This is a genomic window from Sphingomonas sp., assembly GCA_019635535.1.
Classification (GTDB): Bacteria; Pseudomonadota; Alphaproteobacteria; order Sphingomonadales; family Sphingomonadaceae; genus Allosphingosinicella.
Genome location: JAHBZH010000001.1, coordinates 1,001,531 through 1,014,004 on the forward strand (window position 1 = coordinate 1,001,531; position 12,474 = coordinate 1,014,004).

The window sequence follows — 12,474 nt, forward strand, 5'->3', positions numbered from 1 at the left end:
ACGCTTATTGCCGGCCGATCACGCGGCCGGTGCGGGCGTCGACGTCGATCCAGATCACTTCGGAGCCGCGCATATATTTGAGGCGGTAGACGCGGCCGTCGAAATCGGCGCCGATGAACTCGGCATTGGGTACGCGCACGCGCGCGCGGATTTCCGGCAGCGACAGGATCTCGCCGTCGCGATTGGCGCGATAGGCCTCGATCTGCTCGCCGCGCATCGGCGACAGGCGCTGCGCATCGGCCGGAATGGCGGCGAGCGCCGCGACCGCGGCCAGGAGGGTGAAAACGGGACGCATAAGCTCGTGAACTCGACTCTTGTCAGAAAAGCATCGTGCGGGGCAATAGCAGAAGCCATTGAATAGGCCATGAATAGGGCGGTAGGCTCGCCTTAAGATTTGGCGCGAAACGAAAAAGGGGACGGGCGGATGGGATGGCGAAAGATCGGCCTCGCGGCCTTGCTGGCGACCGTCCTGGCGCCGGCCCCGATCGCGCAGGCGCAGGAGCGCGAACGGATGGAACGCGTGCCGGACCGCCAGCCGGGCGAGGGCGCGGGGCCTTATCGCCGGCTGGTCATCCGCTCCGCGATGCTGATCGACGGCTCCGGCGCGCCGGCGCGCGGGCCGGTCGACATCGTGATTTCGGGCAACCGGATCGAAAGCATCCGCTCGGCCGGCAATCCCGGCCTGCCGATGCGCGAGAATCGCGAGCCGCGCGACGCCGATCACGAGATCGACGCCAGCGGCATGTATGTGATGCCGGGCTTCGTCGACACGCACGGCCATAATGGCGATCCCGACAAGGCGCCCAACGCGACCTATGGCTACCGGCTGTGGCTGGCGCACGGCGTCACCACGGTGCGCGGCGTCAGCCTCTATTTCGGGCGCGACAACATGTCGCTGTCGGACCGGCAGCGGAGCCGCGACAACAGCATCGTCGCGCCGCGCCTGTTCGCCTATCTCTCGCTCGGCGACGGCTGGGACAATGGCCCGGTCACGACGCCGGAGCAGGCCCGCGCCTGGGTGCGTTGGCTGGCGGCGCAGGGCTATGACGGGGTCAAGTTCTTCAACGATCCCCCGGCCATCACCCGCGCCGCGATCGAGGAAGCGCGCCGGCTCGGCCTCGGCACGGTCGCACATCTGGGGCAGGGCGGCGTCGCCGAAGTGAATGGCGACGTGGCGAGCGAGATGGGGCTGGCCGGCATCACCCATTTCTACGGCCATTTCGAAGCCCTGCTGCGCGACCGACGGCTGCCCTCCTACCCGGCCGAATACAACATGGCGGACGAGCAATGGCGCTTCTCGCAAGTGGCGCGGCTCGCCGACCAGATCGTCGAGCCGGGTGGGGAGGAATGGCGCGCCTATCTGGGCCGGCTGCTGGAGCGGGGCGTCACCCTGTCGCCGACCTTCAACATCTATTCCGCCTCGCGCGACGTGATGCGCGCGCGCACCGCCGACTGGCATGCGCGCTATACCCTGCCCTCGCTGCAGCGCTTCTTCGATCCCAGCATGGTCCATCACGGCTCCTATTTCTGGGACTGGACGACGGCGGACGAAGTGGCGTGGCGGCGCTTTTACGGCCCGTTCATGCGGCTGGTGAACGATTACAAGAATATGGGCGGGCGGGTCACGGTCGGCTCCGATCCCGGCTATATCTACCAGAATTGGGGCTTCTCCTATGTGGGCGAGCTGGAGATGCTGCAGGAAGCGGGCTTCTCCCCATTGGAGGTGATCCAGGCGGCGACGATCAACGGCGCGCGCGAAATCTACGCCCCGCGCGGCGAGGAGCCGCCCTTCGGACTGGTCCGCCCCGGCATGCTCGCCGATCTCGTCATCGTGCCGGGCAATCCGCTGGAGAATTTCAAATTGCTCTACGGCACCGGCCATGTGCGGCTCAATCCGGCGACGCAGCAGGCCGAGCGGGTCGGCGGGGTGAGGTGGACGATCAAGGACGGCATCGTCTACGACGCGCCCGCCTTGCTCGAAAGCGTCGCACGAATGGTCGAGGAGGCGCGGGCGCGCGAGGGCGCCCGCTGACCTCCTACCGGCTGCGCGCGGGCAGCAGCTTCGGATTGCGCAGCAGCGCCGCCGACACCAGGGCGGCGATCAGGCCGACCGGGAAGACCTCGGTGAAGGTGAGCGGGACGCGGATCAGCGGGTTGGGATAATTGACCCGCACCCATTCGTAATCCGCCATCGCCGCGGCGATCTCGGCCGGGCTCTTGCCCTGCGCGGCGAGCGTCCCGGCGATGCCGGCGAGATAATCTTCGATGAAGCGATAGCCGGTCGAGGCGAGGTAGATTTCCCACACGACGACATAAGCGAGGCCCGCCACCACCGCGATGCCGAGCCCCATCTTCAGCGCCGGCCAGAAGCGGATGACGCCGCCATGCTCGTTGTCGCGATAGCGCTTCACGCCGACGAACATGAAGGTCATCGCCACGAGCATGACCAGATAGCCGAACCACATCGAGGCGAAGGCGCTGTCCTGCCCGCCGGCAAGGATGCCGGCGAGCATGACCGAGATGATCACCATGCCGGCCAGCAATCCGTAGATGAGCGCGTATTTCATGAGCGGCGACTCCCACCGTTGTCGTGACGGGCGAAGCATAAGGCGGTTCGCATAGGCGAAGCTATCGCCCGGACGGGTGATTGGCCGAAAATCGTCTCAGGGGATGAGGCTCAATCGCCGCGCCGTTTCGATCGCCTCCACGCGGTTGCGCGCGTCGAGCTTCTCATAAACCCGCGCGACATGGGTCTTCACCGTATTGGGCGAGATGCCGAGCGTGCGGGCCAGCTCCTTGATCGACTGGCCGGAGGCGAGGAGGTCCAGGATCTCGCATTCGCGGGGGGAGAGGCCGAGGGTGCGGATCGCCGCCTCGTTGCGCGCGAAGCCCGGCGCGGCGGGCCGGGGCGTGAGCCGCATCCCCGCCCACAGGCCGAGCAGGACGAAGGCGGCGGCGACGATGGCGACATAGATTTCGGTCGAGAAGGTCTGGAGCACATAGCGATGCTCGAGCCATTGCAGCGCGCCGACCGCGAGCGCGAGGCCGAAGGCATAAAGCAGGATCGTGCGCCACATCGGCCATAGCTGCCAGAAAAGGAAAAACAGGGCCAGCGGGGTCGCTTCGCCTTGCCCCATCCGCTAGGCGGAGGGATGGACCGGACATCGATCGAACCCCGCCATGTCGAGCTGCGCCCCGCCGCCGAGCATGGCCGGACCGAGCTCGACGGATTGTCCGGCCAGCACCATTTCTGCTTCGCCGGCTTCCAGCGCGCCGACCGGATGGAATGGGGCCTGCTGCGCGCCTTCCACGAATTCACTCTCCAGCCCGGCGCCGAACGGACGCCCAGCCTCCATGCCGGTTTCGAGATCCTGACCCTGGTGCTGGACGGGCGGCTGCGGCGCACCGGTCGCTGGGCACCGCGCGCGCCGATGATGGCGGGTGCGGTCGAGCTCGTTCACAGCGGGGTCGGCGCCGATCTCGGCGTCGCGGCCATCGGCGACGTGCCGGCGCGCTATATCGAAATCTGGGCGAAGGCGCCGCGCATCCATGGCGAACCGCGCCGCACGGTCCGCCCCCGCGCGCCGCGCGGCTTCGCCCGGCCGATCGCCTCGAACCGGCCGGCGAGCGCCGAGACGCTGCGCTGGGCTGCCGATGCGCGGGTGGCGCGGGCCACGCTCGCCGCCGATGCGATGCTGAAGCGGCGGCTGGAGCCGGACGATTGCCTCTATGTCGTGCTGCGCGCCGGGCGGCTGGAGGCCAATGGGGTGGTCGCCAATGCGGGGGACGCGCTGGCGATATCCGGGCCGGGCCGGCTGCGCCTCGCCGCGCGGCTGCCGGCGGATTTCTACTGGTTCCGCGGAAGGGGCAACGCCGAGGGCTATTGAGTGCGGACCCTGAACGGCGCGGGAGGAGAGAGTCTCCCGCGCCGCCCCCGCAGGGCTCTGAATCAGTTCGTCCCGGTCGCCTCGCGGATCAGGCGGCGGGCCTCGGCGATCGCCGCCGGGGTCTGCAGCTCGCCGGCGGCGATCTCGGTGCCCATTTCGAGCAGGCGGCCGGCAATGACGTTGCCGGTCTGCGCTTCCTCCTGGATGCGGATGCCGCCGGTCGCCGTCTGGACGCGGTCCCATTCGGCGCGCACCGCGGCCCAATAGTCGCTGGAGGCGGCCCAGTAGCGATCGGCCGCCGCCACGTCATAATCGTCGAAGGGTCGATAGGTGTTCAGCAGCGATTCCTGCACGAAGGGGACGAGATCGCCCTCGACCAGGCCCATCTTCTGGTTGTCCTGCCAGTGAATCCAGCCGCCGTCCGGCGTCGGCGAATGGCGGTTGATGGCGAGATAGCGGTCGTAGCGCGGGCTGCGGATCGCATCGCGCCGGGCGAGCGGCCGCCACGTCCAGTCGGAGCGCCAGCGGCGCACCCCGCCCGTCTCGGTCCAGCGGCCGTAGGAACCGTAGCGCGGGCTGTCGTCCACCTGCCAGACGGTCTGCGTCCACACGCCCCGGCGACGTTCCTCCGGGATGCGCTCGACCCGCCACTGGCCCTGGCCGGCATAGGCCAGATAGGTTTCCGGCTCGTAGGTCCAATCCTGCCGCCAATGCTTGATGATGTGGGTCTGCCCCTCATGGGTGACGACCAGCAGATGCTGGAGGCTGATGAAGCGGCCGGTATCGGCGATCACCCGCACGACCTCGTGCCCGCCCGAGGTCGAAGCGTCGATCGGCGTGTAGTCCTCGCGCCAAGACGTCTGCTCGCGCATGTCGAAGCGAACCCGGAAATTGCCGGCCATGGCGAGGATCGACGCGCGGTCGGCCTCGAAGGTCGAGGGCGCGACGACGTTGGCCTGGACCGGCGGCTCCGGCGGCTGGGCGAAGGCGGGCGCGGCGATGCCGGCCAGCAGGGCTGCGATGATGGCGGTCGGTTTCATGTCTCTCCCCATGGTTGAACGTAATCAGAAGCGCGCGGTCAGCGACACCCGGAAATTGCGGCCCGGCTGGGTGTAGGCGTCGGTGACCGTCGAGGTGGCGGCGAGGCCGGCGACGTCGCTCCAATAGGCGTAAGCCTCGTCGGTGATGTTGAAGAGGCCGGCGCGCAGCGTGAAAGCGTCGCTGATCCGGAAGAAGGCGGTGGCGTCGAGCACGGTCGAAGCCGCGGGGCGGAAGCAGGAGGGCGTGCACAGGGCCGCCGTGCTCTCCAGCGACTTGCGGTCGGCATGGGTCAGATAGAGAGTGCCGCCGAAGCGCCCGTCCGGCGCGCGATAGCCCACGCCCAGCACGACCTTGAGCGGATCGATGCTCGACAAGGGCGCGGTCGCGCCATTAGGCTGAACCACCTCGCCCGTCGCCCAGGCGAAGGCGAAATCGGCGGTGAAGCCACTCGGGAAATTGAGGCCCGCACGGCCCTCGATCCCCTCGATCTCGACGCGATTGAGGTTGATGAACTGGTACACCGCCGGATCCGCGGGCGTGAAGCTGCCCGACACCACCTGCTGGCTGATGAAATCGTCATAGCGGCCGACGAAGCCGGTCAGCGAGGCGGACAGGATCGGCCCCTGATGGCGGATGCCCGCTTCCCAGGTTTCGCTGGTTTCGGGGCGCAGATCGGGATTGGGGATCGAGGTGTAGCCGAAATTCAGATTCTCGAAGAACTGGTTCACCTGGCTGGGCGAGGGCGATTTGAAGCCCTGCGCATAATTGGCGTAGAGGCTGAAGCCGCGCCCCACCCGCCAGATCGCGCCGAGCCGGGGCGTGACGCGCGAGCTGCTCTGATCGGCGCCGGCGAAGCCCGGCAGCAGCGGATCGTCGAGCGCGTTCAGGTCGTAATGATCGAAGCGCAGGGCCGGAAAGAGCGTGAAGGCGCCGTCCGCAATGCCGATCTCGTCGCCCAGGAACAGGCCGGCCATCACATAATCGGTTTCCGGGAAGGCGCGGGACGGGAACACGTCCGGCGGGGTCGGCACGGTGCCGTCGCGCAGGCCCTCCTGATGGGTGCGGGAAATATCGCCGCCGAAGACGATGGTGTGGCTGAACGGGCCGGTCGTGAAGCTCGCCCGCGCCTCGGCGCTGGCGCCGATCACCTCGTTGTCGAAGCTGTTGATGCGGGTGCGGTCCGCGGCGGTGTTGCGGTCCTCGGCGGTGAACTGGCGGTTCTCGCTGTCCTGCCAGTAGAGCGCGATCTGAACGAAATCGAGCGCACCGCCGCCGTCATGACGCCAGTCGAGGCTCACCCGCTTGCGCCGGGTCGTGTCGCGTCCGGTGAGATCGATCACCGCCGTTGCCGGCAGCGGACCGGAGGCGGGCGGCGCCGTGCGGCCGCTCAGCACGTCGGTGTCGATGCGGCCGTCGCCATATTCGGCGGTGAGCCGGAAGTGGTGCGTGTCGCTGGGGGCGAAGACCAGCTTGCCGAGCACGGCGTTGGAGCGGGTGTCCTGCGGATTGGGGGCGGTGCGCCGCGAATCGGGGGAGGCGTTCGTGCCCTGATTCTCCAGCTCGCTGCCGTCGCGGCGGGTATAGGAGACGAGCGCCGACCAGGCGCCCGAACGTCCGGCGACGAGCGCCGTCTCACTGAATTCGTCGCTCGACGAATCGTAGCCCGCGCGCAGCATGCCGGTGACCGAGCGGCCGCCGGCGAGCAGATCCTCCGGGTCCGAGGTCAGGAAGCTGACCGCGCCGGCCAGGCCGTCCGAACCGTAGAGCGCCGAGGCGGGGCCGCGCAGGATCTCGACCGAGCGGACGATGCCGAGATCGACATAATCGCCGCGCCCGGTGAGCTGCGCGCCGAAGGAGAAGCCGTCCGGCACGCGGATGCCGTCCACCTGGATCAGCACGCGATTGCCGCCAATGCCCCGGATGCGGAAGCCGGAATTGACGTCGCGGCCGGTGGCGCCCAGCGCCGCGCCGAAGCGGGCGGGGGAGCGCGGCACGGAAACGCCGGGCTCGAAGCGGACCAGATCGCGCGCATCGCCGGCGAGCTGATCGGCGATCTGCTCCGCGTCGATCACAGAGACGGTGGCGGGGACGTTCTCGATCGGCGTCGGGGTGCGCGTCGCCGTGATCGTGATGGTCTGGCCGCCGGCGTCCGCCGATTCGGCCTCGGTCCCCGTTTCCGCCCAGGCCGCGCCCGGCATCGTTGCCGCCAGCATCGTTCCGGCCATCAACAGCACGCGTGTCATCTTTCCCCCGCTTTCTCTTGCTAATGCGAATGATTCGCAGTCGCTATTAATCGGAAATGACGGTGCGTCAATCGGGGGATTGCGTCGGGGCTGGAGAAAACGCGCGTAGCTGCCTACATCGCCGCCCATGTCCGCACCCGTTCTCGCTTATGAAAGTCTCGGCCTCGTCCAGGGCTCCGGCTGGCTGTTCCGGGGGCTCGACCTGTTCATCGGCGCGCGCGACCGGCTCGCGCTGATCGGCCGCAACGGGGCGGGCAAGACGACCCTGCTCAAATGCCTCGCCGACATGATCGAAACCGACGAGGGACGCCGCACGATCCAGCCCGGCATCAGGATCGTGCTGCTGGAGCAGGACCCGTCGCTGGCCGGCTTCGCCACCCTGCGCGATTTCGCTCTGGCCGGGCCGGACGCGCCGGCGGCGCACGAGGTGGAGGCGGCGGCGACCCAGATCGGGCTCGATCTCGACCGCGACGCGGCGACCGCCTCGGGCGGCGAGCGGCGCCGCGCCGCGATCGCCCGGGCGGTGGCGCAAAACCCGGACGTGCTGCTGCTCGACGAGCCGACCAACCATCTCGATCTCGCCGGCATCGAATGGCTGGAGGACTGGCTCGGCCGCTATACCGGCGCGTTCATCGTCATCAGCCACGACCGGACCTTCCTGAAGCGGCTCACCCGCTCCTCGCTCTGGCTCGATCGCGGCAGCCTGCGCCGCGCCGAGGTCGGCTATGGCGGCTTCGAGGCCTGGACCGAGAAGGTCTATGAGGAGGAAGCGCGCAACGCCGAGCGGCTCGACGCGAAGCTCAAGCTGGAGCTGCACTGGCTCCAGCGCGGCGTCACCGCGCGGCGGCGGCGCAACCAGGGGCGGCTGACCAAGCTCCACGAGATGCGCGCCGTTCGCGCCGCGATGCTCGGCCCGGCGGGCACCGCGAAGCTCGCGCTGGCGACCGACGACGTCCGCACCAAGACGGTGATCGACGCGGAGAACGTGACGAAGCGCTTCGGGGATCGCACGATCATCCGCGACTTCTCATTGCGTATCCAGCGCGGCGACCGGATCGGTGTGGTCGGCGCCAACGGCACCGGCAAGACGACCCTGCTCAGGCTGCTGACCGGCGAGATCGCGCCGGACGAGGGCAGGGTGACCCGCGCCAGGACGCTGGCCGGCGTGATGATCGACCAGCAGAGGAAGCTGCTCGATCCCGACAAGCGCGTACGCGACATCCTCGCCGACGGCGGCGACTGGATCGAAGTGCGCGGCGCGAAGAAGCATGTGCAGGGCTATCTGAAGGAGTTCCTGTTCGAGCCGACCCTGATCGACGCGAAGATCGGCACGCTCTCGGGCGGCGAGCGTTCGCGCCTGCTGCTCGCCCGGGAATTCGCGCGCGCGTCGAACCTGTTGGTGCTGGACGAGCCGACCAACGATCTCGACATGGAGACGCTCGATCTGCTGCAGGAAGTGATCGCCGATTATGAGGGCACCGTCCTCATCGTCAGCCACGACCGCGACTTCCTCGACCGCACCGTGACGATCACGCTTGGCCTCGACGGCTCCGGCAAGGTCGATATCGTGGCGGGCGGCTACGAGGATTGGGAGCGGAAGCGCAAATCCCCCCTCCCGCGTGCGGGAGGGGCCGGGGGTGGGCAATCGCGGACGCCGCAGGCTCACACCCCTGCCCGCAAGCGGGAGGGGGGGGCGAAACTCTCCTACAAGGACCAGCGCGATCTCGACCTGCTGCCGGCGCGGATCGAGGAGCTGGAGGCGGAGATCGCCCGCGACGAGGCGGCCTTGTCCGATCCCGATCTCTACAGCCGCGACCACGGCCTGTTCGAGCGGCTGAGCCAGGCCGTTGCCTCGGCCAGGGCCGAGCGCGACGCGGCGGAGGAACGTTGGCTGGAACTGGCGGAAAAGGCCGAGGCGCTGGCGGGCTAACCCGCCCGCGCCCGCTCAAGCCGCCTGCGGATATCCGCGTCGGAGGGCGCGCCGCGCGCGGCCTGCTCCAGCAGCACCAGCCCTTCGGCGCGGCGGCCGGCCCTGAAAAGGATCCAGCCCAGCGTGTCCGCCGTCACCGGATTGTCGCGGTCGAGCGCATAAGCGCGCCGGGCGAGCGGAACGGCTCGGTCCACCGCGCCCGTCTCCGCATAGGCCCAGGCGAGATTGTTGAGCACGGTCGCGTCATTGTCGCCGAGCCGGGCACGCAGGCTTTCATAGGCGCGGATCGCGCCCGCCCAGTCTTCGGCCAGCATCGCGCGGTTGGCGTAAATGTTGAGCGCGGGCACGTTGCGCGGATTCTGGCGCAGGAACAGTTCGAGCACCTGCCCCGCCGCTTCCGCCTGGTCGGAGCGCTGCAGCGCCTCGATCAGGCGCAGCGCCACGCTTTCGGAAAAGGCGATATTGGCGGCGCGGCGATACTGCTCGGCGGCGCCGGCGAAATCGCCGCGCACGCCGAGCGCGTCGCCGACCAGCATATGCGCCTCGGGCGCGCCCGGGCTGGCGGCCTGGAGCCGCCGGGCACGGGCCAATGCCTCCTCGCCCAGCCCGCGCGCGAGCAAAGCGGAGACGAAGCGGACCTGCAGCGGGCCGTCATCCGGCCGGGCATCGGCCTCGTCGCGCAGCCGGGCGAAGGCGCCGTCGTCGATCCGCTCGATCGCGGTCAGCGCGACCGGGGCGGGGTTGGCGGCGCGGGCGAGATAGTGGGAGGCGCGGGCCGCATCGCCGGCCCGGGCCAGCGCCCGACCCATCAGCGACAGGCTGTAGGAATCGGCGTCCGGCAGATCGACGAAGGGGGCGAGCGCGGCCATCGTGCCGGGCGCATCGCCGAGCCGCCAGCGGACGGCGGCGAGCAGGCGGCGGGCCTTGCGGTTTCCGCCCTGCCGTTCGACCAGGGTTTCGAGCCGCCGCGCCGCGCGCTCGGCATTGCCGGTCTCGATATCGATCGCGCTGGCGAGCAGCATGCCGGCCGGCAGCTCGTCGAACGCGCCGCGCGTCCGGTCGTAGAGCGCGCGGGCCAAAGTGAAATTGCGCGCGCGGGCGGCCAGCATGGCCTGCAGATAATAGGCATTGGCATGACCGCCGGTCAGCCGATGCACCTCGCGCGCATCGGCCAGCATCTCGCGCATCCGGCCCATGTCGCCATAGGTGATCGCCCGCTCCAGCCGCGCGCCGACATGGGCGGGATCGACCTCTAGCGCGCGGTCGAACCAGGGCAGAGCGGCGGCGAGGCCATATTGGCCGCGGGTCAGTTCGGCGCGCAGCAGCAAGGCGTCCACGGATTGCGGGGCGGCGGCGACGGCGCGGTCGGCGGCCTGGATCGCGCCGCCGAGATCGCCGGACGCGCGGCGGAAGCGGCCGACCTCGACCCAGGTGCCGCCATCCTGGGGCGCCAGTGCCAGCGCACGTTCGAAGGCGGCGGCGGCATTGGCCTGATCGCCCAGCCGCAGCCAGGCCTGACCCCGGATGCGCGCGGCATAGGCTTCGTGCGCGGCGGGCGCGGCTTCGGCTTCGGCCAGCGCGCCCCGCGCATCGCCCTGCAGCAGCCGGGCATGGGCCATCAGATGCCGGGTGCGCTCGATCGGCGCACCGGACTGGCGGGCGCGGGCGATCTCCGCCTCGGCGCCGGCGCCGTCGTTCAGGCCGAGCAGCACACGGGCCTGCATGATCCGCGCGGCGGCATTGTCCGGATCGGCCTGGATCGCGTTCATCAGCTCGACTCGCGCGGTGCGCAGGTCGCCGGCCTCGAACGCGGCGACCCCGCGCTCGTACGCCGTGCCCGACCCGCCCGAACAGGCGGCGAGGAGGAGGGTTAGAGACACGAGGCCGGGCAACCCCCACCCGTTCGGGCTGAGCCTGTCGAAGCCCTGCCCTTTCTTTCTTCTGAGTGAAAAGAAGGACAGTCCTTCGACAAGCTCAGGACGAACGGTGTGGGTGGAGAGGCGGGAGTGAGGACTCAAGGCTGCAGCCCATATTGCTTCAACAGGTCGTAGAGCGTCGGCCGGCTGATGCCGAGCAGACGGGCGGCGCCGGAAATGTTGTTGTCGGCCTGGGCCAGCGCCTTGCGGATCGCGCGGCGGTCCGTCTCCTCGCGTGCGGCCTTGAGATTGACCGGCAACGCCTCGGCCTCGTTCGCGGCCAGGTCCAGATCCTCGGCCGACACGAACTTGCCGTCGGCCATGATCACGGCGCGCTTCAGCCGGTTCTCCAGCTCGCGGATATTGCCCGGCCATGGCCAGTCTTCGATCGCCGCCAGCGCGCCGGGCGCGAAGCCCTTCACATGCGGGTTCATCTCCCGGGCGAAGCGGGCCAGGAAATGCTTGGCGAGCAGCGCCGGATCGCCCGGCCGCTCGGCGAGGCTCGGGATACGCACGACGATCTCGGCGAGGCGGTAATAGAGGTCTTCGCGGAACGTGCCTTCGGCGATCATCGTCTCCAGATTCTGGTGGGTGGCGCACACGATCCGCGTATCGACCGGGATCGGCTTGCGCCCGCCGATCCGCTCGATCACCCGTTCCTGGAGGAAGCGCAGCAGCTTGACCTGGAGCGCGAGGGGAATGTCGCCGACCTCGTCGAGAAAGAGCGTGCCGCCATGGGCGAGCTCGATCTTGCCCTCGGTGGTGCGCACCGCGCCGGTGAAGGCGCCCTTCTCGTAGCCGAACAATTCGGCTTCCAGCAGGTTCTCGGGGATGGCGGCGCAGTTGATCGCGACGAAGCCGGCATGGCGCCGCGCGCTCGCCTGATGGAGGCCGCGTGCCAGCAATTCCTTGCCGGTGCCGCTGGCGCCGAGCAGCATCACCGAGACATTGGTGTCCGCCACCCGCTCGATCGTGCGCGCCACCTTCGCCATTTCCGGCGCGGCGGTGACCATCGTGCCGAGCACCTTGCGCTCGTCGCCGACCTCGTTTTCCAGCCGCCGGTTCTCGGTCTCGATGCCGTGGAGCTGGAAGGCGCGGCGCACGATCAGGCCGAGCTGGTCGATGTCGACCGGCTTCTGGTAGAAATCATAGGCGCCCGAGGCGATCGCCTTCAGCGCGCTTTCGCGCGCGCCGTGGCCGGAGGCGACGATCACCTTGGTCTCGGGCTTCAGCGACAGGATCGTCTCGAGCGCGGCGAAGCCCTCGGTGACGCCGTCCGGATCGGGCGGCAGGCCGAGATCGAGCGTCACCACCGCCGGTTCGGCCGCGCGCAGCAGATCGATCGCGGCATTACGGTCGGAGGCGATCAGCACCTCGTAATCGTCATAGGCCCAGCGCAGCTGACGCTGCAGCCCCTCGTCATCCTCGACGATCAGCAGCTTGGGTTTCACATGCAT

General features: G+C 69.2%; 10 protein-coding genes. 3 read left to right on the forward strand and 7 right to left on the reverse strand.

Going from position 1 to position 12,474, the window contains the following annotated elements; all coding sequences use genetic code 11:
- Positions 1 to 4 precede the first annotated feature (4 nt).
- Entirely contained in the window at positions 5 to 295 is a 291-nt protein-coding gene (locus KF780_05155) for a hypothetical protein (GenBank protein ID MBX3561182.1), read from the reverse strand.
- 129 nt (positions 296 to 424) lie between these two features.
- On the opposite strand from KF780_05155, the gene KF780_05160 reads away from it, so the two are divergent.
- Positions 425 to 2,032: an amidohydrolase family protein gene (locus KF780_05160; protein ID MBX3561183.1), complete on the forward strand. Its 1,608-nt coding sequence runs from the start codon at positions 425 to 427 to the stop codon at positions 2,030 to 2,032.
- 4 nt (positions 2,033 to 2,036) lie between these two features.
- Here the strand turns inward: KF780_05160 and KF780_05165 are convergent, their stop codons facing one another.
- The gene (locus tag KF780_05165; protein ID MBX3561184.1) at positions 2,037 to 2,567 is read right to left on the reverse strand and encodes a DUF4199 domain-containing protein; all 531 of its coding nucleotides are present in this window, start codon (positions 2,565 to 2,567) and stop codon (positions 2,037 to 2,039) included.
- Positions 2,568 to 2,663: 96 nt separating this feature from the next.
- Positions 2,664 to 3,077, reverse strand: a complete 414-nt coding sequence (locus KF780_05170; GenBank protein ID MBX3561185.1) for a response regulator transcription factor — start codon at positions 3,075 to 3,077, stop codon at positions 2,664 to 2,666.
- Positions 3,078 to 3,152: 75 nt separating this feature from the next.
- Here KF780_05170 and KF780_05175 point away from each other — a divergent pair, with 75 nt between their 5' ends.
- A complete protein-coding gene (locus KF780_05175; protein ID MBX3561186.1) occupies positions 3,153 to 3,887 on the forward strand; it encodes a hypothetical protein in 735 nt (244 codons plus the stop codon).
- Between the two features lie 62 nt (positions 3,888 to 3,949).
- Here the strand turns inward: KF780_05175 and KF780_05180 are convergent, their stop codons facing one another.
- Positions 3,950 to 4,927, reverse strand: coding sequence for a hypothetical protein (locus KF780_05180; protein ID MBX3561187.1), 978 nt, complete (start codon positions 4,925 to 4,927; stop codon positions 3,950 to 3,952).
- 24 nt (positions 4,928 to 4,951) lie between these two features.
- Positions 4,952 to 7,171, reverse strand: coding sequence for a TonB-dependent hemoglobin/transferrin/lactoferrin family receptor (locus tag KF780_05185; GenBank protein MBX3561188.1), 2,220 nt, complete (start codon positions 7,169 to 7,171; stop codon positions 4,952 to 4,954).
- 127 nt (positions 7,172 to 7,298) lie between these two features.
- Between KF780_05185 and KF780_05190 the strand changes: the two genes are divergently transcribed.
- Positions 7,299 to 9,101 carry an ATP-binding cassette domain-containing protein gene (locus tag KF780_05190; protein ID MBX3561189.1) on the forward strand — a complete coding sequence of 601 codons (1,803 nt, stop codon included), beginning with the start codon at positions 7,299 to 7,301 and terminating at the stop codon, positions 9,099 to 9,101.
- On the opposite strand, the gene KF780_05195 is transcribed toward KF780_05190, so the two are convergent.
- Both KF780_05195 and prsR read right to left on the reverse strand, forming a co-directional pair.
- Positions 9,098 to 10,981: a tetratricopeptide repeat protein gene (locus tag KF780_05195; protein MBX3561190.1), complete on the reverse strand. Its 1,884-nt coding sequence runs from the start codon at positions 10,979 to 10,981 to the stop codon at positions 9,098 to 9,100. The genes KF780_05190 and KF780_05195 overlap by 4 nt on opposite strands.
- A 134-nt stretch (positions 10,982 to 11,115) precedes the next feature.
- Entirely contained in the window at positions 11,116 to 12,474 is a 1,359-nt protein-coding gene (gene prsR / locus KF780_05200; protein ID MBX3561191.1) for a PEP-CTERM-box response regulator transcription factor, read from the reverse strand.